General features: G+C 63.7%; 26 protein-coding genes. 9 read left to right on the top strand and 17 right to left on the bottom strand.

Translation table 11 applies throughout. The annotated features are described in order from the left end of the window. Window positions 1–44: 44 nt before the first annotated feature. From FA94_RS24015 to FA94_RS24035, 5 genes are all read right to left on the bottom strand, one after another. The gene (locus FA94_RS24015) at window positions 45–1175 is read right to left on the bottom strand and encodes a hypothetical protein (RefSeq protein WP_231585020.1); all 1131 of its coding nucleotides are present in this window, start codon (window positions 1173–1175) and stop codon (window positions 45–47) included. A 341-nt stretch (window positions 1176–1516) separates the two neighbouring features. Continuing rightward, on the bottom strand, window positions 1517–1852 hold the full coding sequence (locus FA94_RS24020; RefSeq protein ID WP_035555964.1) for a hypothetical protein: 336 nt from the start codon (window positions 1850–1852) through the stop codon (window positions 1517–1519). A 224-nt stretch (window positions 1853–2076) separates the two neighbouring features. After that, window positions 2077–2466: a DUF6232 family protein gene (locus FA94_RS24025; RefSeq protein WP_035555966.1), complete on the bottom strand. Its 390-nt coding sequence runs from the start codon at window positions 2464–2466 to the stop codon at window positions 2077–2079. Window positions 2467–2657: 191 nt separating this feature from the next. After that, complete coding sequence (locus tag FA94_RS24030; protein ID WP_035555968.1) at window positions 2658–3380, bottom strand: GNAT family N-acetyltransferase; 723 nt, start codon at window positions 3378–3380, stop codon at window positions 2658–2660. 60 nt (window positions 3381–3440) lie between these two features. After that, window positions 3441–4370 carry a LysR family transcriptional regulator gene (locus FA94_RS24035; protein WP_035555969.1) on the bottom strand — a complete coding sequence of 310 codons (930 nt, stop codon included), beginning with the start codon at window positions 4368–4370 and terminating at the stop codon, window positions 3441–3443. Between the two features lie 170 nt (window positions 4371–4540). Here FA94_RS24035 and FA94_RS24040 point away from each other — a divergent pair, with 170 nt between their 5' ends. Further along, window positions 4541–5233: an SDR family NAD(P)-dependent oxidoreductase gene (locus FA94_RS24040; RefSeq protein ID WP_035555971.1), complete on the top strand. Its 693-nt coding sequence runs from the start codon at window positions 4541–4543 to the stop codon at window positions 5231–5233. A 43-nt stretch (window positions 5234–5276) separates the two neighbouring features. On the opposite strand, the gene FA94_RS24045 is transcribed toward FA94_RS24040, so the two are convergent. Then, window positions 5277–5828 (bottom strand): PadR family transcriptional regulator, encoded by a 552-nt coding sequence (locus FA94_RS24045; RefSeq protein ID WP_035562878.1) that lies wholly within the window; start codon window positions 5826–5828, stop codon window positions 5277–5279. Window positions 5829–5930: 102 nt separating this feature from the next. Here FA94_RS24045 and FA94_RS24050 point away from each other — a divergent pair, with 102 nt between their 5' ends. Continuing rightward, the gene (locus FA94_RS24050; protein ID WP_051980699.1) at window positions 5931–6401 is read left to right on the top strand and encodes a nuclear transport factor 2 family protein; all 471 of its coding nucleotides are present in this window, start codon (window positions 5931–5933) and stop codon (window positions 6399–6401) included. A 126-nt stretch (window positions 6402–6527) separates the two neighbouring features. After that, the gene (locus tag FA94_RS24055) at window positions 6528–7514 is read left to right on the top strand and encodes an NAD(P)H-dependent flavin oxidoreductase (RefSeq protein ID WP_035555972.1); all 987 of its coding nucleotides are present in this window, start codon (window positions 6528–6530) and stop codon (window positions 7512–7514) included. Window positions 7515–7603: 89 nt separating this feature from the next. Here the strand turns inward: FA94_RS24055 and FA94_RS24060 are convergent, their stop codons facing one another. After that, window positions 7604–8764, bottom strand: a complete 1161-nt coding sequence (locus FA94_RS24060) for a porin (RefSeq protein WP_035555975.1) — start codon at window positions 8762–8764, stop codon at window positions 7604–7606. 300 nt (window positions 8765–9064) lie between these two features. Here FA94_RS24060 and FA94_RS24065 point away from each other — a divergent pair, with 300 nt between their 5' ends. Then, window positions 9065–9871, top strand: coding sequence for a MetQ/NlpA family ABC transporter substrate-binding protein (locus tag FA94_RS24065; protein ID WP_035555978.1), 807 nt, complete (start codon window positions 9065–9067; stop codon window positions 9869–9871). A 12-nt stretch (window positions 9872–9883) separates the two neighbouring features. On the opposite strand, the gene FA94_RS24070 is transcribed toward FA94_RS24065, so the two are convergent. The 3 genes from FA94_RS24070 to FA94_RS24080 all read right to left on the bottom strand — a co-directional run bounded on the left by FA94_RS24070 (window position 9884) and on the right by FA94_RS24080 (window position 12475). Continuing rightward, window positions 9884–10999: a succinylglutamate desuccinylase/aspartoacylase family protein gene (locus FA94_RS24070; RefSeq protein WP_035555979.1), complete on the bottom strand. Its 1116-nt coding sequence runs from the start codon at window positions 10997–10999 to the stop codon at window positions 9884–9886. 247 nt (window positions 11000–11246) lie between these two features. Further along, complete coding sequence (locus FA94_RS24075) at window positions 11247–12029, bottom strand: ABC transporter substrate-binding protein (protein ID WP_035555981.1); 783 nt, start codon at window positions 12027–12029, stop codon at window positions 11247–11249. A gap of 188 nt (window positions 12030–12217) precedes the next feature. Beyond that, window positions 12218–12475: a hypothetical protein gene (locus tag FA94_RS24080; protein ID WP_035555983.1), complete on the bottom strand. Its 258-nt coding sequence runs from the start codon at window positions 12473–12475 to the stop codon at window positions 12218–12220. A gap of 515 nt (window positions 12476–12990) precedes the next feature. Here FA94_RS24080 and FA94_RS24085 point away from each other — a divergent pair. The 5 genes from FA94_RS24085 to FA94_RS24105 all read left to right on the top strand — a co-directional run bounded on the left by FA94_RS24085 (window position 12991) and on the right by FA94_RS24105 (window position 17511). Then, entirely contained in the window at window positions 12991–14130 is a 1140-nt protein-coding gene (locus FA94_RS24085) for an extracellular solute-binding protein (protein WP_408304426.1), read from the top strand. Continuing rightward, window positions 14130–15953 (top strand): diguanylate cyclase domain-containing protein, encoded by a 1824-nt coding sequence (locus FA94_RS24090; protein WP_035555986.1) that lies wholly within the window; start codon window positions 14130–14132, stop codon window positions 15951–15953. Before FA94_RS24085 ends, FA94_RS24090 begins: the two co-directional genes overlap by 1 nt. Window positions 15954–16343: 390 nt before the next feature. Next, entirely contained in the window at window positions 16344–16652 is a 309-nt protein-coding gene (locus FA94_RS24095) for a hypothetical protein (RefSeq protein WP_231585135.1), read from the top strand. Further along, window positions 16649–17008 carry a hypothetical protein gene (locus tag FA94_RS24100; protein ID WP_035555988.1) on the top strand — a complete coding sequence of 120 codons (360 nt, stop codon included), beginning with the start codon at window positions 16649–16651 and terminating at the stop codon, window positions 17006–17008. The genes FA94_RS24095 and FA94_RS24100 overlap by 4 nt, the downstream gene beginning before the upstream one ends. 68 nt (window positions 17009–17076) lie before the next feature. Further along, window positions 17077–17511: a lytic transglycosylase domain-containing protein gene (locus FA94_RS24105; protein WP_051980700.1), complete on the top strand. Its 435-nt coding sequence runs from the start codon at window positions 17077–17079 to the stop codon at window positions 17509–17511. Window positions 17512–17569: 58 nt separating this feature from the next. Here FA94_RS24105 and FA94_RS24110 read toward each other — a convergent pair whose 3' ends face one another. From FA94_RS24110 to phnG, 7 genes are all read right to left on the bottom strand, one after another. Then, on the bottom strand, window positions 17570–18703 hold the full coding sequence (locus FA94_RS24110; protein ID WP_035555989.1) for an alpha-D-ribose 1-methylphosphonate 5-triphosphate diphosphatase: 1134 nt from the start codon (window positions 18701–18703) through the stop codon (window positions 17570–17572). 98 nt (window positions 18704–18801) lie between these two features. Continuing rightward, on the bottom strand, window positions 18802–19566 hold the full coding sequence (gene phnL, locus FA94_RS24115) for a phosphonate C-P lyase system protein PhnL (protein ID WP_156126821.1): 765 nt from the start codon (window positions 19564–19566) through the stop codon (window positions 18802–18804). A gap of 8 nt (window positions 19567–19574) precedes the next feature. Further along, a complete protein-coding gene (gene phnK, locus FA94_RS24120; RefSeq protein ID WP_035555991.1) occupies window positions 19575–20345 on the bottom strand; it encodes a phosphonate C-P lyase system protein PhnK in 771 nt (256 codons plus the stop codon). Next, window positions 20342–21289, bottom strand: a complete 948-nt coding sequence (locus FA94_RS24125) for an alpha-D-ribose 1-methylphosphonate 5-phosphate C-P-lyase PhnJ (RefSeq protein ID WP_051980701.1) — start codon at window positions 21287–21289, stop codon at window positions 20342–20344. Before FA94_RS24125 ends, phnK begins: the two co-directional genes overlap by 4 nt. Then, window positions 21286–22476 carry a carbon-phosphorus lyase complex subunit gene (locus FA94_RS24130; RefSeq protein ID WP_035555994.1) on the bottom strand — a complete coding sequence of 397 codons (1191 nt, stop codon included), beginning with the start codon at window positions 22474–22476 and terminating at the stop codon, window positions 21286–21288. The genes FA94_RS24125 and FA94_RS24130 overlap by 4 nt, the downstream gene beginning before the upstream one ends. Beyond that, window positions 22476–23096 (bottom strand): phosphonate C-P lyase system protein PhnH, encoded by a 621-nt coding sequence (phnH, locus tag FA94_RS24135; RefSeq protein ID WP_035555995.1) that lies wholly within the window; start codon window positions 23094–23096, stop codon window positions 22476–22478. The genes FA94_RS24130 and phnH overlap by 1 nt, the downstream gene beginning before the upstream one ends. After that, the gene (phnG, locus tag FA94_RS24140) at window positions 23096–23593 is read right to left on the bottom strand and encodes a phosphonate C-P lyase system protein PhnG (RefSeq protein WP_035555997.1); all 498 of its coding nucleotides are present in this window, start codon (window positions 23591–23593) and stop codon (window positions 23096–23098) included. Before phnG ends, phnH begins: the two co-directional genes overlap by 1 nt. Between the last annotated feature and the right edge of the window lie 76 nt (window positions 23594–23669).

The raw sequence follows: 23669 nt of genomic DNA on the forward strand, positions 1-23669 counted from the left end.
TTCCCCGGTAAAGAACTTCTTCAGATCAGCGTCGCGTCCCGTGGCTACTGAGTCAGACTTTCCCTGGCGCTAGCCGCCCGCAACCCCAGCTCGCCACGCGGAAAATCGAACAGCACGTCCAGCTTCTGCATGCCCATCAGGCCGATCACGATGCGGTTGGCGTCCGGTTTCGCCTTCACGATCGTGACCTGCGCGTCGTCGTAGCGATGCACCCACTTACCCGAGCCGACCGCCGCGTCGTAGTTGCCGCGTTTGAGCACCTTGCCGACGTCGTCGTCGCCGGTCCAGTCCGGGGCTTTGTCCGTCTCGATGCGGATCATGTCGGTGCTCGCCGTGGCGAACACCAGCGGCGCGCAAAAGGTCATCTTGTCGCCGACATTCACGCAGCCTCGCGGCCATTGCACGGTGCCGTCCTGGGCGACGACCATCGGCAGCAGCGTGTAGTCTTTCGTGAGCGCGTTCGACGGGCTCAGCAGCAGGTACGGCTTCGCGAAGTTCGCATGCACCAGATACCGTTGAGCGACGTTGCCGGGCAGCGCGCGTAACGGCTGCGTGCAGCAACTGTCGTCCGGCTGCGCCGCGCCGATGCCGAACAGGCCGGACAATGCCCAGCCGAACTCGGCTGTGTAGCCGTCGAAGCCCACGCAACGCCGCGCGGCGGCCTGGCAATTCACCAGATCGACCGCCTGCACCGTAATTTGCGCGGGCTTGAGACCGGCGACGCTCATCGGCAACGTCACCGCCGCGCCAGAAACTTGCGCGCCGTTCGCGAGCGGCAGCGAACTCACCGGGCCGGCGTTCGGATAGTCCGTGCCCGGCAGCGCCGATTTCAGTACGCGCACGCCTTGCGTGCCGGTATCGAGCGCGACATACAAGGGCTTGCCGTCGAGCTGGACCGGCAGGCCGAGGCGCGCGTGATCCTCGTCGGCGCGCTCCACGTGCAGCGGGATCAGCAGGCCGTCGGCGCCGCCGTTGATGAGCGCGGCCGTGGAGGCGGGCGGCGTGGGCGTGGGGAACGTGGTGGAGCAGCCGCTCAGTACGGCAAATGCGGCGCTGGCGAGCAGAGCCGCCACAGGAAGATGACGCAGGAAGGTGTGTCGATCCGTGCAACCGGAACGGCGGGCACGCAAGAGAGACGACGGAGACAGCACGAACGATAGGAACGACAAGGACATAGATCACGCTTTGCAAAGAGGCGAGTCCCTGGCGAAGGCGAGGCGTCGTGATGTTGCGAAGCGAGCGGCACGGCGGCGGTTTTGTTCGATCGCCGCGTCGTGATGCGGAGAAACCGGAACGCTTGCTAACCTGCGGGCGGGAACACGCGTGGACAGGAGCGGCGACTCTACATGGCCGCTCAGGTGTACTTGCAAAGATGTGTCAATGTGCGGCGGGTGGCGACGTCAGCGCGCCGCGTGTGGATGCCGGCTAGCGTCGACAGCCGCAAGAGTGTGGCCTAAGGCGACGCCGGCCCGCATCGAAAGTCGCTGCCAGGCGGGCCTTTCTGACTCGTTCCACATCAATAATCGCGCGGACGCCGGATCACCGTGGCCTGCGCGCGACCTAGCGTCGCGCGGTCGAGTACGGCGGTCAGCAGGCCGATCACGTCGTCGAGCGAGCGCGATGTGACTTCGACGCGAAAGGTCACGCGCTCGTGTTGCTGGTCGACGGTGACGACGTAAAGGCGCAGATCGTCGCCGAGCGACGCGTGCAGCGCGCGCCGTCCTTCGGCCGACGAGGTGCCGGGCACGGTGACGTCGATGATGACGAGCGGAACGACGTGATGGGTGCGGCGGCGGATCGTGCGCGGTGCGCGCGGAACGGAGAGGTTGGACGTGGCGACGGAGGTGTGCATCGTGGTTGCGCCGATTCGGCGAGGCGGCGCGCGTTGTTGATACCTGGCCACTCTATCGGCGCGCGTCTCAAGGACGCGCTAAAGCTGCTGCGCCGCGAATCAAAATCGTGTTAACGATGTCGTGCCGTCGCGGCATGTCTTGAACGTCGAGCCGTGGGCTCGAGCCGATGCCTCGACGCCTTCAAAACACCGCCCACAAGCGCGCGACGCACAGCGCCGCCCGCTCAACCCTTCGGCGCCGCTGCCGAGGCCTTCGCTTCATCCACGGCCGCGCCGACGCGCTCGACGAACTCGCGGTCGACACTCATCAGTGCTTCGCGCTCGCCGTTCGCCGTCTGCACCATCAGGCGATGGGTGACGTCCTGGGTCACCCAGGTGAGCCAGCCCACCACCGCGAGCATCGTGCCGCACACCATGCCGACCGGTGAGCGCAGTATCGCGCCGACTATTGCGCTGGCCACGCCGACGAGCGAGATCGTGATCGGCAGGATCCTGTTCTTCTGCACGGTGACGACCTGCACGCCGACGATATCGCGCAACGGAAAGACCTGGCCAGCGGAAGAGAGCGCGTTACGCGTGACCGACACGCCACGATCGTTGAAAGGAGTTTCCATCGAGTCGAATGCAAGGGATAGCAAAGGGCGCAGCGTAACAGATGCAGCCAGGTCGCGGTAAGTGGCGGCGTGGCGTAACGGTTAGGTACGCCGCGGCAAGCTGCCGTACATCAACGATTGCCCTGAAATTCGCGGCATTGTTGAACCATGGTTCGCCGCGACGCTCGACGTTCAGCGAACCCGATCCGCTGCTACGCGCCGGCAGAACCCGACTCCGCACGTCCCACCCGCGTCAGCACGAACGTGCCGCACACCTCGAAGCCAAGCCGTTCATACAGCGATATCGCGGAACGGTTTTCGCTGAACACGTGTAGAAACGGCGTCTCTCCCCGTCGCTCGATTTCTCCGCGCAAGATTTGTATGAGCCGGCCGGCAAGTCCTTTTCCGCGCCAGTTTTCGTCGACGCAAACCGCGCTGATCTCAACGTATCCGTCGATGCGCATCCGCTCGCCAGCCATCGCAATCAGGCGACCGCCGTCGCGCATGCCGATGTAGTTGCCCATCTCGGGCGTCCGCTTGCCGAAAGGACCGGGCTTGGTCTTCTGGACCAGCTCGAGCATCTCATCCGTGTCCGCGTGGCCGAGGCGGATCATGTCGAGGGCGGCGTCGCTGTCGCTGCCGGCTTCGGCAGCGCGCGTCGCCACCATGCGATGGAGCAGGCCGAGACGCGTCGCTTGCAGCGCGTCGATGAGACTCAGTTCATCTTGAGAAAGCAACGCGACCTGTTCGTGAGGTTGCAGAAGCGCGTGAAGCGCCTGATAGGCGGCGGGTGTCTCATCGGCCAGCGCGGCGAATGGCGCGACGTCGGCAAGGTATCGACGGGCGAGGGCATCGCCCTGGCCGAGATGCGCCTGACGGGTGGTGAGCGCGGTCCAGATCACGCGCTCGAGGGTAGCTTGAATTGAACCACTCATACGGTTTCCTTTTGCCTGGGGACTAACGGCTTGATTGCAGGTTGACGTGACACCCGAGGCTCAGCGCGGCGCGTGTCGACGACACACCGTCAGCACGATTTGCCGCAGCCAGCGATGAACCGGATCGACTTCCAGCCGAGGGTGCCACATCTGCGAGACGGTAATCTTTCCGGTCGCCACGGGGAGTTCGAAGGCGTGGATCGCGACGCCCGCAACGTGTTCTTGCGGGCCCATTCCCTCGCCGAGAAAGGACGCGGGCACGAGCGCCACCAGATCCGAGGTTTGCGCCACGGCGCGCGCCGCGGAAAAGCCCGGGACCACCGCGACGATGGTGCGTTCGAGACCTAGCGCGGCCAACGCTTCATCGACCGGTCCACGGGTTCGACCGTGCCGTGACGCGACGACGTGGCCGAACGCGACATACCGTTGCGCCGTCACCTCGCCATCCCGTTGCAGCGGATGCCCCTCTCTGACGATACCCACGAAACGATCGCGGAATAACGCCTGGAGTCGGACCTCGGGGCCCATTTCACCCAACACGCCGATCTCGAGATCAGCCGAACCGTCTCGCAGATGCGTCGCACTCTTCTCTGGCTTCGGCGCAAAGCGCAAACACACATGCGGCGCCGCCGCCGTTACCGCGGTGATCAGCGGCGAGCCGAAAACTTCGACGAAACCGTCGTTGGCGCGAATGGTGAAAGTGCGCCGCAAGGTCGAGAAATCGGTTTGCGCCGTGGACGGACGGAGCACGGCACGCGCTTCATGCGCCGCATTTTGTGTGCGCTCGCAGATCGCTTCGGCGTACGGCGTCAGCACCATATGGCGCCCCGCGCGAACCAGCAAAGGGTCGCCGGTTGCGGCGCGAAGCCGCGCGAGCGTTCTGCTCATCGCAGAAGCGCTGAGTCCCAATCGACGCGCCGCGCCTGCCACGCTTCCTTCGGCGAGCAGCATGTCGAGCGCGATGAGCAGATTGAGGTCGGGTTCGGCCATGGCCGATCGTAACATTCCCAGGCGTGACAGCGCGTCTGGTGCAGGTTATGAGTGCGGCTACTGCGCCTTCCGCCATGTCTCAGCCAGCCCTATATTGAATGCACCGGCTCGCTACCGACGAGCCCTCGTCCGATGCGTTCGGACCTGCGTCATTCAAAAGGATCGCTCACATGCAAACATCACCCCGGCAGAAAACCATTCTTCTTATCGGCGCGTCGCGCGGTCTCGGGTTGGCGATGACCGCCGAATACCTCAAACGCGGCTGGCGCGTCATCGCCACCGGGCGGCCGGCATCGACGGACAAGCTTCGTCACCTAAGCGGCGCGCTCGACATCGAAACCGTCGACATCACGCTGCCGGAGCAGGTCGCGGCCTTACGCGCTCGCCTCGCGGACCGCCAACTCGACGTGCTGTTCGTCAACGCGGGCGTGAAGAACGACGACCACGAAACCATCGCCGACGTGTCGACCGACGAATTCATTCGCGTGATGGTGACGAACGCGCTCAGTCCGATGCGCGTGGTCGAAGCGTTTCAGGATCTCGTGCTGCCCAACGGTACGATCGGCGTGATGTCGTCGGGACAGGGCAGCGTCACGAACAACGTCAACGGCAACTACGAGGTGTATCGCGGCAGCAAGGCCGCGCTGAACATGTTCATGCGCAGTTTCGCGGCGCGCCACGCCGACGACCCGCGCACCTTGCTATTGATGGCGCCGGGTTGGGTGCGAACCGACATGGGGGGACCGGAAGCGCGCTTGAGTATCGAGGAAAGCATTCCGAACCTGTTGAATACGATCGACGCCTACGAAGGACGCTCAGGATTGCATTACCTCGACTATCTCGGCCGGGTGGTGCCGTGGTGACGCGACCGTCTGCGTTCTCGCCGGGCAAGGACTACTGAGGCAGCTACTGAGGCGCGCCGCGCCCGGCCGTCTCCAGAATGGGCAACACCTCGCTGGCCCATTCGAGCCAACCCTGTTCCGTCATGATGCCGCCGCGCAAGACCGCGTGCTGCAGCTTCTGCGCGATCGACATATCGCTCGCCGCAAAATCGCGCTGTTCGATCTCGAGATAGGTGTCCAGCTTGGCCCGATGCTCGGCGATGAGCCGGCGCAATTCCCGCTCCACGCCATGCGGGCCGATGACGGATTCCGCCCTGAGCTTGATCAGCAGGGCGCGGCTCGCGTCGCCGTCCGTCGTGGGCTCCGACACCCAGCGCGCCAGTTCGTCCTGCCCCGGCGCCAGCACCTGGTACAGCCGCCGGCGGCGCTTGCCGCCATCTTCGTCGTCGCTCGCGACGATCCAGCCCGCCTCGGCCATCCGCCCAAGTTCGCGATAAATCTGCTGATGACTGGCATGCCAGAAATAGCCGATGGATTTGTCGAAGCGCCGCGCAAGGTCGTAGCCGCTGGAAGGCTTTTCCAGCAGCGAAGTGAGGAGGGCGTGTTGAATGGACATGGGCGCCATTTTAGCGGCTGCCGTCTGGGTCGCAAAACTTTATGCACTCAGTTGCATATTGGGCGGCACCCCGCTATTCTTTATGCAACCAGTTGCGTATTGATGAACGCCTATACCAAGGAGACCGACGTGGAAGCACACCCCTTATCCGAAGCCGCGCAGCGCACGCTGTCGGCCTGGCACGACCTTCTGCAACGGAGTGCGATGGACGAACTGGACCCGCTGCTGGCCGACAGCATCGTGTTCCGCTCGCCGGTTGCGCACACGTCCTATCCGGGCAAAGCAGCCATCCGGCTGATATTGAAAACGGTCAACGGCGTGTTCCGCCAATTCGAGTACCACCGCCGTTTCGTCAGCGAAGACGGGCGGAGCGTGGTGCTGGAATTCAGTGCCGAAGTCGACGGTAAGTCGCTTAAAGGCATCGACATGCTGCGCTTCGACGAGCACGGCAAGATCGAAGAATTCGAGGTGATGGTGCGTCCCATGAGCGGCTTGCAGGCGCTGGCGGCTCAGATGGGGGCGCAACTGGCGTCCGCCCAGGCCGTGCTGAGCGGCAAGAGCGACGCGGTCTGAGCGGTCGCACCCCGAGTTGCCGCCGCCGCGGCTTGTTGCCGAACTTGCCACCCAACCCGCCGCCGGTTTTCTGCCGGATCGTTACCGGCAAGCACCGAACATCGTTCCTTCCTTCCAGGAAAACTCATGTCCTTACCCGCCGTACTTAAAGGCCGCCTCGCGCTGCCGATGATCTGCTCGCCGCTGTTCATCATCTCCAACCCCGAGCTCGTGATCGCCCAATGCAAGGCCGGTGTCGTCGGCTCGTTCCCGGCCCTCAACGCCCGGCCTGGACCGGTGCTGGAGGAGTGGCTGGCGCGCATCACGAACGAACTGGCCGAGCACGACGCCCGGCATCCGGAGCGGCCGGCCGCGCCGTTCGCGGTCAATCAGATCGTGCATAAGTCGAACAACCGGCTGGAGTATGACCTCGAGCTGTGCGCCAGATACAAGGTGCCGATCACCATCACATCGCTCGGCGCGCGCGAGGACGTGAACCGCTCGGTGCATGCCTATGGCGGCATCGTGTTGCACGACGTGATCGACAACACGTTCGCGAAGAAAGCGATCGACAAAGGCGCGGACGGCCTGATCGCAGTCGCCGCGGGAGCCGGCGGACATGCCGGCCGGTTGTCGCCGTTTGCGCTGCTGCACGAGATCCGCGAATGGTTCGACGGCCCGTTGGCGCTGTCCGGCGCCATCGCCAGCGGCGATGCGATCCTGGCCGCGCAGGCGGCCGGCGCCGACCTGGCCTATATCGGCTCGGCCTTTATCGCCACGTCCGAAGCCAATGCGGACGAGCGCTACAAGCAGATGATTGTGGACAGCACGGCCGCTGACATCGTGTATTCCAATCTGTTCACCGGCGTGCATGGCAACTATCTGCGTCACAGTATCGCCAACGCCGGGCTCGATCCGGATGCGCTGCCGGAGTCCGATCCGTCCAGCATGAATTTCAGCGCCGAGAACATCAGCAAGGCCAAGGCATGGCGCGATATCTGGGGCGCTGGTCAGGGCGTGGGCGCGGTCAAGCGGGTTATGCCCGCAGCGGAACTGGTGGCGCGTTTCGTCGATGAATACCAGGCCGCGCGCGATCGTCTGGAGCTCGCTGCCGGGCTGGTCCGCGCCCTCTGAGGGGAGCAGAAAGAAAAAAACGCCCCGTAGGGCGTTTTTCTGAATCTCGAACCGGCAAGGCGCTTGCACGCCTCGCCGGCAAGACCCGCTTAGAACTTGTGACGGATACCGACGCGGAACGCCAGTTGGTTGTCAGCCGTGCCCGAGTTACCGAAGTAGCTCGTGCTCGAACCGATCTGTGCTGCCAGATTCGACGAACCGACGCGGCCCGAAGCGATCTGGTAGATGCCCAGTGCGTACACGTCCGTGCGCTTGCTCAGCGCGTAGTCGAGGCTCAGGTCGCCCTGGTTGAAATGACCCGTGTTCGAGCCGCTCAGGTGCATGTACGTGTAGCCCGCGCCTGCCGTCAGAGCCGGCGTGAATGCGTACTTCGCGCCTGCTTCATACGCTGCGAACGTCGTCGACGCGCCCGTGATCGGCGAGAAGTGCGTGTTCGTGTACAACGCCCACAGCGTCGCTGCGCCGATCGAGTAACGGCCGCCAACGCCGAACGTACGCAGATCGCGCACGGTGTTGAGCGTCAGGTTCGAGATAGCCGTCGAGAAGGCAGGCGATGCCTGGCCCGGGTAACGGATGTCCGTGTACGCTGCGCCGACGCCGAACGGGCCGTTTGCGTAGTTCACGCCGAAGCTGTAAGCACGCGACGAACCTGCCACCGATGCCGTTGCCGGGCCGGTTGCCGGTGCGCCTGCGAATGCGCCAGCCTGGTTCGAGAAGCCGTACATCGCGCCGAAGGTCAGGCCCGCGAAATTCGCGCTGCTGAACTTGACTGCGTTGTTGATACGGCTCGACGTCAGTTGGTCGATGTCGTTGATGTGGTAAGCGTAGTTACCCGCGACGGTCTGGCCGCCGGTCGAGTAGTTGCCACCCAGATAGTCGGTCGAGAACGAGTACTGGCGACCGAACGTCACCGAACCGACGTTGTTCTGCGACAGACCGACATAAGCTTGACGGCCGAACAACGCGCCGCCCTGGCCGAGCGTGCCGTTGCCGCTGTTGAAGCCGCTTTCCAGCACGAACAGTGCCTTCAGGCCGCCACCCAGATCTTCGGTGCCGCGCAGGCCCCAACGGCTGCCTTGAGCGACGCCGTCGTCGTACTTGACGAGCTTGTCGTGACCGCTTGCGGTCTTCGAGTTGTTGGCGTAGCTGATACCTGCGTCGATCAGGCCGTACAGCGTGACGCTGCTTTGTGCGTGAGCGGCGGAAGCGAAGACTGCGAGCGTAGCGGCGGCAAATACTTTCTTGTTCAAGACTTTCTCCGGATAAAAAATTGAGCAGATCGTCAGCCCAGCTCTTTGGCAAGGTCGTGCGATGGGCCGAAATTTAAGGGAACGCAGAGTAAGGTATGTGACAGCTTCGCTTATTTTTGAAATCTGTAGCGCCGGCGCGACACTCACATAGCTTTGCGCGGCGAATTCGCGCAAGCCCCGCCGCATATAAGCTTTTTCACTTTCCGCCATCTAAGCGTGTGAAAAACGATTGGTTTTCCGGGGCGATTAGCGCATGCGACGATGCGCCCCTACCAATCACATTGCTTGTGGGGAAAACGTATGCAACGCCGGACAATCATCCAGAATCTGCTCGCAATCGCCGCTATTTCGCTGACGGCAACGTTTGCGCACGCCGCGGACAAGGAACTCAGGATCGGCACGATGAGCGGCCCGGATGCGCAGATCTGGTCGGTCGTGACTAAAGTCGCGGCGCGCGAAGGCCTGAACGTGAAGGTGATCGAGTTCAACGACTACGTGCAGCCGAACGCCGCGCTCGACTCCGGCGATCTCGACGCCAACGGTTTTCAGCATCAGCCGTTTCTGGACAGCCAGATCAGGCAGCGCGGCTACAAGATCGTCAACGTCGGCCTGACCTATGTCTCGCCGATGGGCTTCTATTCGAAGAAACTGAAGTCGCTCAAGGACTTGCCGGAAGGCGCGAAGGTCGGCATCCAGAACGATCCGTCGAACGGCAACCGCGCGTTGCTGCTGTTGCAGAAGTACGGCGTGATCAAGCTGAAGCCGGGCGTCGGCACGAACGGCGTCAACGCGACGCCGCTCGACGTTGCCGAGAATCCGAAGAAGATCAAGCTGGTGGAACTGGATGCCGCGCAACTGCCGCGCGCGCTCGACGACCTCGACGCGGCGTCGATCAACACCGACTACGCGGTCAAGGCCGGCCTGCAGCCGACCAAAGACGCGATCGCGATCGAAGACCTGAAGGGCCCATACGCGAATCTGATCGCGGTGCGTGTGCAGGACCGCAATCAGCCGTGGGTGAAGAAGCTGGTCGCGGCGTATGAGTCGGATGAAGTGCGCAAGTACATCGACACGCAGTTCAAAGGCGCGATTATTCCGGCGTTCTGAGCCTGGTTGCTCCTAGTTGCTCAGCAACGAGCCGCTTCTGAACGCCTTCGCCCCGGCAATCCGCGCGAACTCCAGCCCGGCCGTCGCGAAACGCGTCAGATGTCGTGCGTACAGCACGCCGGCCACGCTGCTTTTCAACGTGACGACGCGATCCGTCAGCGGGTCGACGATGTCGGCGATTTCATGGCCGGCGTCGACCCAGGTGCCGACTTCGCAGCGGTACACCAGCACGCCGCTGATCGGCGCGACGATCGGCTCGGCGCCGGCCAGCGGCGTGGCGGCGAATTCGAGCGGCGGCAGCGGGGCGGCCGTGCCGTCGATTACGCCGCGCGAGGTCAGATACTCGACGATCGCCTGCGCGTCGCGCTCGGCATACTCGTACGACACCTCACGCTGGCCGCGCAGTTCGATCGTGACCGAGATCGAGCCGTTCGGAATCGGGAAGCGCTCGCCGAAACGGCCACGCAGATCCGACCAGCAGAAGCTGTGAATTTCGTCGAACGGATTGCCCACCGAATTGAGCGCCAGCAGCGAGGCCTTCGCGTCCAGATAGCGCGCGAGCGGCTCGACTTCCGGCCACAAGTCGGGGTTCGTGTAGAGGTGCAGCGCGGCTTCCCAGTCGCAATGCAGATCGAGCACGACGTCGGCGTCGTACGAGAGCTTTTGCAGCGCGAGACGTTGCGATTCGAGTTCGGTTTCGGGCTTTTGCGCGTCGAGCGCTTCACGCATGGCCGTGCGGATGGCGCTGCGGTTCGCGTCGATGTCGTCGGTGAGGCGCGCCTCGATCACCGGCTGCACCAGCGCCGACAGATCGTGGAAATTGCGGTTGAAGTTCTGCGCGGTGTTGGTTTCGAAGCGGCCGGTCAGGTGGCCGAGAAAATGCTGATTCAGGCCGATCGGGTTGGCCACCGGCACGATCACGACTTCGCCGCGCACCTTGCCGGCGGCTTCCAGCGCGGCCAGCTTGCGGCGCAGTTCCCACGACACCAGCATGCCGGGCAACTCGTCGGCGTGCAGCGACGACTGGATATAAATCTTCTGCCCGCCGCCGGAACCGTAATGAAAACTCGTCAGGTTACGGGCAGTGCCGAGCGTCGGGGCAATCAGCGGATGGGTTTGGGTTTGCATGGTCTTCGGAGTCGCGGGCAAGCGGGGCGTGCCGCGCTATGTCGTTGATTTCAGTGGGAAAGCAGGTTGGGTGGCAACGCAAAAGCAGGGCGGAGGCGGCGCGTATGGCGCGCCTCGACCGCACGATCTTAGCCGATCCGGCGCACGGCGTGGGTCGAGCGGGCGGCACAAACGAAACGGGCCCCGCGTGTGGCGGAGCCCGTTTTATGCAACCCGGCACGCGCGCCGTCAGGCGCGCGGGGTGGGCTTAGCTGCCGTACACGTCGAAGTCGAAGTACTTCTTCTCGAGCTTCTTGTACGTACCGTCCTTGATGATGTCGGCGATGGCCTTGTCGACCTTCACCTTCAGATCGGTGTCTTCCTTGCGCATGCCGATGCCTGCGCCGTTGCCGAGGACCTTCTCGTCGACGATGTCCTTGCCTGCGAAGTCGTAGCCGGCGCCGCGCGGCGTCTTCAGGAAGCCGATTTCAGCTTCCACGGCGTCTTGCAGCGACGCGTCCAGACGACCCGACAGCAAGTCGGCGTAGACCTGATCCTGGTTCTGATACGGAACGACCTTCACGCCCTTCGGCTCCCAGTAGGTCTTCGCGTAGGTTTCCTGGATCGTGCCCTGCTCGACGCCCACCGCCTTGCCCTTCAGCGAGTCAGCCGTCGGCATTACGCCCGAACCTTTCTTCGACACGAGGCGCGTCGGCGTGTTGAACAGTTTCGACGAGAACGCAATCTGTTCGGCGCGTTGCGGCGTCATGGACATGGACGACAGCACGCCGTCGAACTTCTTCGCCTTCAGGGCCGGAATCATGCCGTCGAAGTCGTTTTCGACCCACACGCATTTGGCCTTCAGGCGCGTGCAGATTTCATTGCCGAGGTCGATGTCGAAGCCAACGAGCTTGCCATCCGAGCCTTTGGACTCGAACGGGGGATAGCTGGCGTCAACGCCAAAACGGATAGTCGACCAATCTTTAGCGTGTGCGCCAATCGAGACGGTAGCAAGCAGAGCAACCGTCAAAGCCGCTAGCAGTTTTTTCACTGTTTAACTCCTCGGTGTAGTTCAAATACGCCCGTATGCGGTTTTGCCGCGGCGGGCCGCCCGGCGCGACTCACGACCGGGCTTGGGTGGAAGCCGCCAGCCGGGGCGGCCAGCAGCGCGCGCCAAGCTTATCAGTTCAAAAATATTGGGAAGCTAGTGAAACACCGGATGGCGGGTGAGGATAGCTTTTAACGCGAGAATGTGGTGGGGTTTAAAGTGCCGACCGCGCCGCACCAGAGTTCGCCTTTACCCATCATTTCCGCCTCGCGTGCATTCATGCCCGCGCATGCGCCATGCGAGTCCTGCAAGTCCTGCGGATTGGCTGAATCGCGCTGAATGCGCGCGAGCGACGCGCGGTTCATTTCGCCTTGCAGCCAGTTTCCAAAACCCATGACCGAGCCGGCCACGACGGCCAGCAACATCCATTCTGTTTTCTTCAAGCGCATTGTGGTTGTCTTGTTCGACGACCCGAAAACCGGTTCGCTTCATGCTTTGCCCTGGCCGTGACCGGCGCGGGACAAGTTAACGTTATCGGCAGCCTCGCCGTTCTTCTTTAAGTATTGCCCCGGTGTAAGCGCGGCCTGCTTGATACCATAATTCATCGGGCATAGTTGTTCTTTCGAATCGCGCTATTAAGCAAACTTGATTACGCCCTGTTACTACGCACATGCGTTTCAAGCGGCGGGCCGCCAAATTAAAGATTCCGCATAAATCGCCGTTAATGCGGATGTGCCCGTTTGACCGGTCACGCCAGGTTGCCCGTTTTTCCCGACACCGTCGTGGCCGAAAACAAAATTGTATTGCTTTAGCGCTATCATCAATGCTCCTCGCGCTCGCTTCCTGCGGCGCAATGAGCGTATCTGTCTGAAGAAAGTCACCGAACACCACCTGCGCGGATCGCCTCCGCGTGCGGGCGTTCGTCGGCCAGGCCTTCTGCTAAACGGTGTTGTATATGCACAAGATGTTGATGGCAGATGACATGCGCGGTTGTAAACGATTCTTCCCGCGGAGAATCGCGGGCGCTGCAGCCCGCGCGAATGGTTCGCGCGGCCGGGCTTTATCCGTATTGCTGGCGTTTCTGATCGGCGCGGTTTTCTGCTGCGGGCTTTTCTCTGCCGCGCCGGCGCAGGCCGGCGAGAAAATCCTGCGCGTACTGGCGTGGCCCGGTTATGCCGACGACGACGTGGTCAAGACCTTCGAGTCGCGCTACAAGGTCAAGGTGGAAGTGACGCTGGCCGATTCCGACGAAGCGTTGTGGACGCTGATGCACAGCAAGGACACGCCGCCGTTCGACGTGCTCGCCGCCAACACCGCTGAAATCCAGCGCTATACGCGCGCCAATCTGCTGGCGCCGCTCGATCTCGCGAGCCTGCCGAACACGAAACTGCAACTGCCGCGGTTTCAGGCGCGCACGTCGATCGAAGGGCTGACGTCGGCCGGCAAGGTGTACGCGATTCCGTTCACGTATTCGTCGATGGGCCTGATCTACGATCGCAAGCAGATCGCGGTGCCGCCGCATTCCATGCGCGAGTTGTGGAATCCGAAATACCGCGGCAAGGTGCTCGATTTCAACAGCGCGCAGCACAACTTCTCGTTCACCGCGCTGGCGCTTGGTTACACGCATCCGTTTCAGCTCGACGCCACGCAGATTCACACGATCGCGCAGAAGCTGGTCGATCTGCGCCGCAATCTGTTGACCTATTACACGCTGCCCGAAGAAGCGACCGCGGTTTTCATGCAGCACAAGGTCGCGCTGATGTTCGGCAATTACGGCACCCAGCAGGTCGAATTGCTGCGCCGTGCGGGCGCGGACGTGGGCTATGTGATTCCCGACGAAGGTGCGCTCGCGTGGCTCGATTGCTGGTCGATGACGCGTTCGGCGCAAGACCCTTCGCTCGCGCTCGCGTGGATCAACTACATGCTCGAACCCGGCGTGAGCGGCTTGCTCACGCAACGTCAGGGGCTCGCCAATACGTTGAGCGCGCCGGTCGACAATAGCGAAAAAGCGCACATCGTGTGGATCGGACCGGTGGAGGATATTCAGCGTCGCGAGGACCTGTGGGCCCGAATCGTGTCCGGCGACCGGTCGGAGCGTTTCTGATGATACGGCCCGGCCTGACGGTCAAGTTGTCGGTGCTGCTCGCCTGCATCGGCGTGCTCGCGTCCGGCGCGACCGGCTATTACGCGTATCGCGCCAATCGCACGATGCTGGTGAACGAAGCCGGCCACAGTCTGTTGACTTCCACGGAACTGCTCGGTCAGCGCTTTTCCGCCTCGATCGACGACGTCGGCGCCGACGCCCAGGTGCTCGCGAGTTTGCCGTCCGCGGCGGATGTCGCGCAGACCGACGACGGTCTCGGCAAGAATGCGGCGCGCGAGCAACTGGCGCAGGTGTATTCGAGCTTCATGATCCATCACCCGGAGTACCTGCAGATCCGGTTGATCGCGCGGCAGCACTACGGGCTCGAACTGATCCGCTTCGACCGCGACGGCGACGGCCTCGCGCGCGTGCAGGGCAACAGCCTGCAGGAAAAAGGCCAGTTCGCGTATGTGTTCGAGACGCTGGCGTTTTCGCCGGGCCGCATTTACACGTCGCCGATCTCGGTCAATCACGAGTACGGCGCGCATGGCGCGGAAGGCAAACCGACCTTGCGGCTCGGCACGCCGGTCGCGAACGCGAGCGGCGAGGTGGTGGGCGTCGTGGTGATCGACGTCGACCTCGCCGGTTTGCTCAAACGCCTGCAAAGCGATTTGCCGAGCGACTACCAGGTCTATCTCACCAACGAGTGGGGCGATTTTCTGGTTCATCCCGATCCGTCGAAAACCTTCGGCTTCGACCGGGGGCGGCGTGTGCTGATCCAGGACAGCTTCTCCGTCACCAAACCCCTGTTCGTGCAGTCGCAAAGCGAAATCCTCGTCAACGGCCTCGTGAAGCCGAAGCAGGCGGCGGGTCAGGTGCTCGCCTTCGTGCGGCGGCCGTTCGGCGATTCAGCGGGCAACCGCTTTATTGTGCTCGGACTCGCCAAGCCGCTCCAGGACGTGTTGTCCGGCGCGAATCTGCTCGGCGATCGCATTGTTCGTATGGTGCTGGTGTTCAGCGTGCTGGCGCTGGTTCTTGCCGTGCTGTTCGCGCGCGCGCTGACCAAGCCGCTGCATCTGCTCGCGCACGCGGCGACGCATCTGTTCGCCGAACATGCCATGGAAACGTTGCCGCTCAAACGGACCGACGAGATCGGCGTGCTGGCGCGCTGCTTCGATCGTCTACGCCGCGAAATCAAATCGCAGATGGACGTGCTGCACACCAAGCAACGCGAGCTCGTGCATCTGGCAACGCACGACGGGCTGACCGGCTTGCCGAACCGCATGCTGTTCATGCAGAAGCTCGAAAGCGCGATCGACGAAGCCACGCGACGTCAGGAGGGCCTGGCGGTGCTGTTCGTCGACCTCGACCGCTTCAAGCAGATCAACGACCAGTTCGGCCATGCGATCGGTGACAAGGTGCTGGCCGCGGTGGCGCGCCGCCTCAAGCAGGTGCTCTGTTCCGCCGACGTGGTGGCGCGACTCGGCGGCGACGAGTTCATCGTGCTGATCGAGGGGCCGCGTTCCGCGGAAGCGGCGCCGGCGATCGCGTCGCGCATCATGGACACGCTGAACGAAACCCTCGTGATGGACGGGCAAAGCATGAACGTGGGCGCGAGTATCGGCATCAGCCAGTTCCCGGACGACAGCGGCACGGCGGAAGAGCTGCTGCTGAACGCCGACGCGGCCATGTATGCGGCCAAATCCGGCGGACGGTGCGCGTATTTGCTCTATCACGATCTGCTTGAAATACGTCGGCGCGAACAGCGCGCCCAGCAAGAAGCGGCGCAGGCGAGGGCGGGTAAAGACGCAACGGCCGGCCGCGAGGCCGAGCCGATGGCCTGACGAACGACCTGCCGTGCGTCGTGCCGCGTCTTCGTTAGCGGCTTGCCTTGCACGCCGCTAACGAACGCCTTGCGCGATCCTTCACGCGCGTCGCTTCGCCGGATTTCCCTCTCTCCGACCCGCGCCAGACAGCGCTTTCATCAGACCATTGCGCCTCAAAAACACGAGGCAAGTTTGCCTCCATCGTCGCTTCGGCGAGCGCTCGAGCAATCGTTTGCGCCGATCTTGAGGCAAGTATTTTTCATTTCACTGGAAGCGTTTTCGTCGTCTCAACTTTCGTCGCGGGCTTGCCGACAACGTCGTTATGGCAACAGGATTGACTGGAGATTTTCCGTGAAGCGACAGGTTTGTTTCTTGGTGGCTGCACTGGCGCTCGCCGGTTGCGCGCAGATGCCGCCGTCGACAGCGGCGCATCCGGACAAGGCGCCGAACGAAGTGATCAGTTTCGACATTCCGCCGGACGCACTGGGCGCACGCGATCCGCAACTCACCGCCGTGCTGGCCAAAGCCGGCGCGCTGGCCGCCGCGCAGCCGCAGCCGACGGTCGTGCTCGTCACCGCGTTGGGACAGGATTTCGGCTATCTGAATCAGGCGGTCTGGAAAGGCGTGCCCGCGCAACGCACCGCACGGGTGAACTTCGAGAACCGGACGGCCGGCTTGGGGCAGCCGTACAGCGTGTCGATCAGGACGGTGCAATGAACGCGCACCTCGTGATCGCTCGCAGCGCATTGCTTACCCTGACCGCACTGCTGGCCGCATCGGCGTTCGCGGGTCAACCGGGTGCGGATCTGCAGTCCGCCGCTGCGTTTCCGCCCGCAGCGGACAAGGTTTATCCGCCGCTGCCGTCGCTCGCCATGCTGCCGCCGCCGAGTGCGACCGATGACGACGCCGCGCCGCTCAAACCGACGCCGCATCGCAAGAAATCGCGCGTGTCCGCCCAGATGCAGGAGCGCCGCACGCCGCCGGCGCCGGTGGTGCGGCTGATCGTGTCCGACGCGTCGCACGCGTATCTCGACACCGTACAGCGCCAGATCGATCTGGCCATGAACAAATAGCGCGGCAAGCAGGACCACACACCACGCCGCTTTCACCTCTTTATCGCTCTCGAGCGGAAGGATGAAGCATGTCCTTGAAAATCTTCTTTGCCGCGTTCGCCTGCTGGATGGCGTGCGGTACAGCGCAAGCAGCCGATGACTGCTTCAACGAAGCCGCGGCTTATCAAGGCGTCAACCCGTGGGTGCTGCGTGCGCTCGCGTGGTACGAATCGAAGGGCGACCCGAGCGCGATCCGGCGCAACGCCAATGGATCGATCGACGTTGGCCAGTTGCAGATCAACTCGATCCACTTCGGCGATCTCGCGCGCGAAGGGGTGCCGCATCGCGCGCTGATCGATCCGTGCGTGAACGTCTACGTCGCGGCCTGGCTGCTGAAACAGAAGATGGTCAAGCACGGCAACACGTGGCGCGCGATCGGCGCCTACCACTCGGAAACGCCGAGAGAGCGGGACGCCTACGCACGCGGTATCCAGAAGGTGCTGGTGGCGTGGGGGCAACTGTAGTCGGATCGCCAGGCCGTTTTTCCCACGCCCGCACGCACACTCAATCTCAAGCCCGTACTTAGACGATCCGTGCGCCGCCGCGATACGTGGCGCGCGGCACCGGCAGCGTGTCGAGCATCGTCACCCGCACGAAGTCGGCACGCAGGCGCGCTTCGATCGCGCCGCGGTCATGCAAGCCGGCCGTGCGCGCCGGTTCGGCGGAGACTGTTGCCATCGCGCGCGGCAGCGTCCAGTCCGCTTTCGCGACCAGTTCGAACACGGCGGTCAGCAAACTCGACGGCACGTAATCCGAGGACAGGATATCGAGCAGATTCGCCTCGGCCAGTTCGAGCGCCGACACGTTGCCCGAATGCGAGCCGCCACGCACGATATTCGGTGCGCCCATGATGGTCGAAATGCCGTGCTCGCGCGCGGCCTCCGCAGCCACGCGAGTGGTCGGGAATTCGGCCAGCACGATCCCTTCGGCGCGCGCCTGTTCGACGTGTTCGACCAGCGTGTCGTCATGGCTCGCCACCGGAATGCCGAGCCGGTTGCAACGTTCGACGATCTCGCGGCGGTGCGCGTCGGCGTAACGGGCCTGTTCGATCGACAACTCGGTCAGCGCGGTCGCGACATGTTCGTCGCTCAGCTTGCCGTTGCGCTCCTGAAAACGGCGCCATTGCTCGCGGTCGTGCCACTGGCGCTGACCCGGCGTATGGTCCATCACCGAGGCGAGTCGCAGCAGCGGATGCGCGCACAACGAATCGAACAGTTCGACTACGTCGGCGGTAGCGATTTCGCAGCGCAGATGCAGAAAGTGTTCAGCGCGTAGCAGGTTGCGTTCGGACAGGCGCGTGAGCGATTCGGCGCATTGCGTTTGCACGTCGCGGCCGCGCAACCCTACGTTCGAGCGCGAACCGATTGCGAGCGCATCGAATACGGTGGTGATGCCGGCGGCGGCCACCTGCGCATCGTGAATCACGAACGCGGCGTCGGTATTCCATTGCACGCCGGGACGCGGCGCGAGATGTTTCTCGAGATTGTCCGTGTGCAATTCGATCAGGCCGGGCAACAGATAGTCGCCGTCCCAATCCTGCGCTTCGCGCGCCGCGGTCGTGCCGCGCTCGACGTCGCGAATCACGCCGTCTTCGACGTGTACCACGCCGGTGAATACTTCATCTCGCGTCACGATGCGAGCGTTTCTGATCAACATCGACTTGCTCCGTAGTCAGTCAGACTGGAATGGTGCGACTGGGTGGGTGGTTCAGTGTAATGCACGTTTCTCATGCTGTACGGCGCAGATCGATCCGCTCAATGACGCAGCGGCGGCCTCAGTTCGAGCCGGCGCGTCGCCACCTTGTTGCGCGTATCTTCGTCGTGAAAAATGCCGACGATCGCCGCGCCGCGTTCGCGCGCTTCGACGATCAGATCGGCAACCACGTCGCGGTTCTCCGCGTCGAGCGAAGCGGTCGGTTCGTCGAGCAGCAGCAGCGGGTGGCCGGCGATCAGGCCGCGCGCAATATTCACGCGCTGTTGCTCGCCGCCCGAGAAGGTGGCGGGCGCTAGCGTCCACAGCCGCTCCGGCACGTTCAACCGCGCCAGCAGCGCAGCGGCCCGCGCGCGCGCTTCGTCTTCGGCAACGCCACGCGACAGCAGCGGTTCGGCGACGAGCGTGAGCGTCGGCACACGCGGAATCACGCGCAGAAACTGGCTGACGTAGCCGACTACGCCGCGCCGCAGTCGCAGCACGTCGTGCGGCTCGGCGCCGGTGATCGACACGGCGCGGCCGTCGTCCGCGGCGGCGCGAATCTCGATCGAACCGGTGCTCGCGAGATAGTTGCCGTACAGGCAGCGCAGCAGCGTGCTTTTGCCCGCGCCCGATGGGCCGACCAGCACCACGCATTCGCCGCGCTCCACGTCGAGCGACACGCCCGCGAGCGCTTCGATCTGCACGCCGCCCTGGCCATGCAAAGTAAAGGTCTTGCCGATGCCGACCGCGCGCAGCATCAGCGCGGCGTTGTCGGCGAATGCGTGCCCGGCGGCGTGGATCGGATTGGCGGTATCAATGGATTGCATCATGAGCCTCAAACCGGCAGAACCGAGGAAACCAGCGTTTGCGTGTACGGGTGCTGCGGATCGTCGAGCACCTGATCGGTCAGACCCGCTTCGACCACTTCGCCGCCTTGCATCACCATCAGCCGATGCGCGAGCAAACGCGCCACACCGATATCGTGCGTGACGATCAGCACCGACAGATGCAGCGTGGAGGTCAGCGTGCGCAGCAGATCGAGCAGGCGTGCCTGCACCGAGACGTCGAGACCGGCGGTGGGTTCGTCCATGAACACGAGCCGCGGACTGGTCACGAGATTGCGCGCAATCTGCAAACGCTGCTGCATGCCGCCTGAAAACGCGGCCGGAAATTCGTCGATCCGCGACGCGTCGAGTTCGACGCGCTCCATCCACTGCGTGGCCGCGTAGCGAATATCGCCGTAGTGGCGGGCGCCGACAGCCATCAGCGGCTCGCCGATATTCGCGCCGGCCGAGACGCCGCTACGCAGTCCGTCGCGCGGATTCTGCTGCACGAAGCCCCACTCGGTGCGCATCAGCATCCGCCGGCGCGGTTCGGACAGCGTCAGCAGGTCGAGTTTTTCCCCATGCGAGGCGGTGTAGTGCAGCGCGCCGCTGTCGGATTCGGTTTTCAACGCGAGCGCATTCAGCAACGTGGTCTTGCCCGAACCGGATTCGCCGACGATGCACAACACCTCGCCCGGATACAGATCGAAGCTGACGTTCCTGCAGCCGTTGCGGCCGCCGTATTGTTTGGTGAGCGCACGGGCGCTCAGCAGCGGCGTCATGCTGCTTCTCCTTTAGCGGTGGGGCGCGACGACGGATCGAATTCGGCGTCGCCGCGGCGTTCGTGGCAGTAGTCGCTATCGGAGCAGACGAACAGGCGTTGGCCCGCGTCGTCGACAATCATTTCGTCGAGGAAACTTTCCGTCGAACCGCACAGCGCGCACGCGTGCTGCCACTTCTGAATTTCGAACGGGTGATCGTCGAAGTCGAGGCTGCGCACCGGCGTATAAGGCGGAATCGCATGAATGCGCCGCTCGCGGCCGGCGCCGAACAATTGCAGCGCGGGGTTCATATGCATCTTCGGATTGTCGAACTTCGGAATCGGCGACGGCGATGCCAGATAGCGATGATTGACGATCACGGGATAGTCGTACGTGGTGGCGATATTGCCGTGATGCACGATGTCCTCGTACAGCTTCACGCTCATCAGACCGTAGTCCGCGAGCGCATGCAGCTTCTTGCTTTCCGCCACGCGCGGTTCGAGCCGGAACAGCGGCTCGGGCATCGGCACCTGGTAGACCAGAATCTGTTTGTCGGTGAGCGGAGCTTCCGGAATGCGGTGGCGCGTCTGGATGATGGTTGCTTCGACCGTACGGCGCGTGGTCGCCACGCCGGTGGTGCGCGCAAAAAAACGGCGGATGTTGACCGCGTTAGTGGTTTCGTCGGAGCCCTGATCGATTACCTTCAGCGTGTCGTTGCGGCCGATAATCGCCGCGGTGACCTGAATGCCGCCCGTGCCCCAGCCGAACGGCAGCGGCATTTCACGCGAGGCGAACGGCACCTGGTAACCCGGTACGGCGACCGCTTTGAGCAACGCGCGGCGCAGCATGCGTTTGGTCTGCTCGTCGAGGTAGGCGAAGTTGTAGCCGTCCGCGGCGGCGTCGTACGACGGAGTGGGAGGCGGGGTAATAAGCGGTGTAATAAGCGGTGTAGCGGCTGCGGTCATGCTGCCTGCTCCTGCTGATCGTGATCCGTTTGCTGAGGCGTGGTTTGGCTCTCGCTGTCGCTTTCGCTTGCGCCGCGATTCTGCGTGGCGTTCTGCGCGACGTGTTGTGCGCGCAAGCGCCGCACGAGTTCCAGCTCCGATTGAAAGTCGACGTAGTGCGGCAGCTTCAGATGCTGAACGAAGCCCGATGCCTCGACGCTATCGCTATGCGACAGCATGAATTCGATGTCCTGCGTGGGCGAGGCCAGCGTTTCGCCGAGTTCCTCAGCGCGCAGCGCGCGATCCACCAGCGCCATGGCCATCGCCTTGCGCTCCGAGTGACCGAACGCGAGACCGTAGCCCTGCGTGAAAGTGGGCGGCACCGCGCCGCTGCCGGCGAACTGATTGATCATCTGGCATTCGGTAATGTCGATCTCGCCGATGTCGACGGTCTCGCCCAACTCGTCGAGTTCCATTTCGACCGAGATCGTGCCGAAGCGGATCTCGCCGGCAAACGGATGCGAGTTCGCGTAGCCGCGTTGCGTGGCGTAACCCATGGCGAGCAGAAAACCTTCGTCGCCGCGCGCGAGATTTTGCAAACGCGTGGCGCGACTCGCCGGAAAAGCGAGCGGTTCGCGCGACAGATCGCCGGGCTCCGGCGCGTTCGGCGCGGGACGTTCCTGTTCGATCAGCCCTTCCTTGTCGAGTAGCGTGACGACGCGCGGCATGGCTTCGGCGGCGACCGGTGCGGCGCGCTTCGTCGACGAGTCGGTCGGTGTGCCGCTTGCGTCGGCATCGCCTTCGGCGAGCAACGCGAAGTCCAGCAGACGCTGCGTGTAATCGTAAGTCGCGCCGAGCAACTGACCGCCCGGAACATCCTTGAAGGTCGCCGAAATACGGCGCTCCACCTGCATGGCTTCGGTATCGATGGGCTGCGTATAACCGAAACGCGGCAATGTAGTGCGATAGGCGCGCAGCAGGAAGATCGCTTCCACCAGATCGCCGGCCGCCTGCTTGATCGCGAGCGCGGCGAGTTCTTCGTCGTAGACCGAGCCTTCGGTCATCACACGCGCGACCGCCAGACGCAACTGTTCGCGAATCTGCGCGACGCTGAGTTCGGCCAGTTGCGTATCGCCACGGCGCTCTTTGTCGAGCAGGCGCCACGACGCTTCGATCGCCCGTTCTCCACCTTTGACGGCAACGTACATCAGTTCACCTTCGCTTGAGTTGTGCGGGGCAGGCCGATCAGCGTGTCGCCGCAGACGAGATAACAATCGACACCGCATGGAAACAGCGGCGCGAGCGCGGCGCGTTCGCGCCAGAAGTGTTCGGGCAAGCCGACCGGTGCGATCGTCTCGCTGTGCTGAATGCCGGGACCGCTCAGCACGATCGGCGCACCGCCGGTCAGCGCGTCGACACGGATCAGCAGCGTGACCGCCTGCTCGGGCGATTCCGCGGCGCCGAGCGCGAAGGTCTCGAGCGGCGGCAAGGTGGCGGCGTCGTGGATATAAGCGAACGCGGCCTCAGCGGGATCGTTCGCCAGCGGCGCGCCGGTATGAAAGCGCAACGCCGAGCTGAGCGCCGTGTCGGTTTGCGCAAGCCACACCGGCGTGGCGTAGTCGCACAACGCGAGCAAGGCGGCAAACGCGGCGAGGTCGGCGCGCGTGGCAAGCGTGCCACTTACGGCCGGCAACACGTTCTCGACGACGCCGACCGTGCCCGGCCGCGACAACGCGTCGAGCAAGGTGCGGAACACCGCCTGAGTGTCATGCACCGGATCGGCGAAACCCGGCGTGAGCGTGGACAATGCAATCGGTGAGTTTTCCATTAGTCGCCCCGGACCATCGTGAAGAATTCGACGCGCGTGGCCGCGACGTCCTTGCGCCGCGCGTCGCGCTGCGCGGCCTGTTGAGTGGCAAACGGCCTGATCAGTTGCTCATGCAAGGCCGCGTGATGTTCGGGCATTTGCAGTAGTGCGTCCGCCAGCGCGGCGAGTTCGGCGCGGCGGCGATCGCGGCCCAGATGGCAGGCAACGCCGACCGTGGCAACGGCGCCTTCGGCCACCCGCAAACGCAACGTGGCGCGCGTGACCGTGGCCTCGCCGAGATTGAACGGATCGCCGCTGCCGCCCACGCGTCCCCGCACCATGGCGAGGCCGATTTCAGGTGGTCGCAGCCAGTCGTAAGCGGGAGGGGGGGCGTCGTTCAGCGCGTGCTGCAGCGCGGCTTCGAGATCGGCGCGCGGCGTGCGGGCGAGGACGGCCATCCAGGCGCGCCGGACCGATGAAGGCGCAGAGGAAGAGGGCGAGACGGAAGGGGCACTCATCGAAGTTCCTGTTGATCCAGCGAGTCAACATTTGACCATCTATTCATCTAAACGTCTAGACGTTTAGGGGTATGCT

Source organism: Burkholderia sp. 9120 (assembly GCF_000745015.1).
GTDB lineage: Bacteria > Pseudomonadota > Gammaproteobacteria > Burkholderiales > Burkholderiaceae > Paraburkholderia.

What these genes read in the sequence shown, in the direction of transcription:
- phnK (WP_035555991.1), bottom strand. Translation starts at nt 20,345, where the DNA reads ATGACGCCGCTGCTGAGCGCCCGTGCGCTCACCAAACAATACGGCGGC.
- FA94_RS24040 (WP_035555971.1), top strand. Translation starts at nt 4,541, where the DNA reads ATGCAAACATCACCCCGGCAGAAAACCATTCTTCTTATCGGCGCGTCG.
- FA94_RS24105 (WP_051980700.1), top strand. Translation starts at nt 17,077, where the DNA reads ATGTCCTTGAAAATCTTCTTTGCCGCGTTCGCCTGCTGGATGGCGTGC.
- FA94_RS24035 (WP_035555969.1), bottom strand. Translation starts at nt 4,370, where the DNA reads ATGGCCGAACCCGACCTCAATCTGCTCATCGCGCTCGACATGCTGCTC.
- FA94_RS24055 (WP_035555972.1), top strand. Translation starts at nt 6,528, where the DNA reads ATGTCCTTACCCGCCGTACTTAAAGGCCGCCTCGCGCTGCCGATGATC.
- FA94_RS24095 (WP_231585135.1), top strand. Translation starts at nt 16,344, where the DNA reads ATGCCGCCGTCGACAGCGGCGCATCCGGACAAGGCGCCGAACGAAGTG.
- FA94_RS24015 (WP_231585020.1), bottom strand. Translation starts at nt 1,175, where the DNA reads ATGTCCTTGTCGTTCCTATCGTTCGTGCTGTCTCCGTCGTCTCTCTTG.
- FA94_RS24130 (WP_035555994.1), bottom strand. Translation starts at nt 22,476, where the DNA reads ATGTACGTTGCCGTCAAAGGTGGAGAACGGGCGATCGAAGCGTCGTGG.
- phnL (WP_156126821.1), bottom strand. Translation starts at nt 19,566, where the DNA reads ATGCAATCCATTGATACCGCCAATCCGATCCACGCCGCCGGGCACGCA.
- FA94_RS24020 (WP_035555964.1), bottom strand. Translation starts at nt 1,852, where the DNA reads ATGCACACCTCCGTCGCCACGTCCAACCTCTCCGTTCCGCGCGCACCG.
- FA94_RS24045 (WP_035562878.1), bottom strand. Translation starts at nt 5,828, where the DNA reads ATGTCCATTCAACACGCCCTCCTCACTTCGCTGCTGGAAAAGCCTTCC.
- FA94_RS24050 (WP_051980699.1), top strand. Translation starts at nt 5,931, where the DNA reads ATGAACGCCTATACCAAGGAGACCGACGTGGAAGCACACCCCTTATCC.
- FA94_RS24065 (WP_035555978.1), top strand. Translation starts at nt 9,065, where the DNA reads ATGCAACGCCGGACAATCATCCAGAATCTGCTCGCAATCGCCGCTATT.
- FA94_RS24090 (WP_035555986.1), top strand. Translation starts at nt 14,130, where the DNA reads ATGATACGGCCCGGCCTGACGGTCAAGTTGTCGGTGCTGCTCGCCTGC.
- FA94_RS24080 (WP_035555983.1), bottom strand. Translation starts at nt 12,475, where the DNA reads ATGCGCTTGAAGAAAACAGAATGGATGTTGCTGGCCGTCGTGGCCGGC.
- FA94_RS24030 (WP_035555968.1), bottom strand. Translation starts at nt 3,380, where the DNA reads ATGAGTGGTTCAATTCAAGCTACCCTCGAGCGCGTGATCTGGACCGCG.
- FA94_RS24125 (WP_051980701.1), bottom strand. Translation starts at nt 21,289, where the DNA reads ATGACCGCAGCCGCTACACCGCTTATTACACCGCTTATTACCCCGCCT.
- FA94_RS24070 (WP_035555979.1), bottom strand. Translation starts at nt 10,999, where the DNA reads ATGCAAACCCAAACCCATCCGCTGATTGCCCCGACGCTCGGCACTGCC.
- FA94_RS24025 (WP_035555966.1), bottom strand. Translation starts at nt 2,466, where the DNA reads ATGGAAACTCCTTTCAACGATCGTGGCGTGTCGGTCACGCGTAACGCG.
- FA94_RS24100 (WP_035555988.1), top strand. Translation starts at nt 16,649, where the DNA reads ATGAACGCGCACCTCGTGATCGCTCGCAGCGCATTGCTTACCCTGACC.
- phnH (WP_035555995.1), bottom strand. Translation starts at nt 23,096, where the DNA reads ATGGAAAACTCACCGATTGCATTGTCCACGCTCACGCCGGGTTTCGCC.
- phnG (WP_035555997.1), bottom strand. Translation starts at nt 23,593, where the DNA reads ATGAGTGCCCCTTCCGTCTCGCCCTCTTCCTCTGCGCCTTCATCGGTC.
- FA94_RS24110 (WP_035555989.1), bottom strand. Translation starts at nt 18,703, where the DNA reads ATGTTGATCAGAAACGCTCGCATCGTGACGCGAGATGAAGTATTCACC.
- FA94_RS24085 (WP_408304426.1), top strand. Translation starts at nt 12,991, where the DNA reads ATGTTGATGGCAGATGACATGCGCGGTTGTAAACGATTCTTCCCGCGG.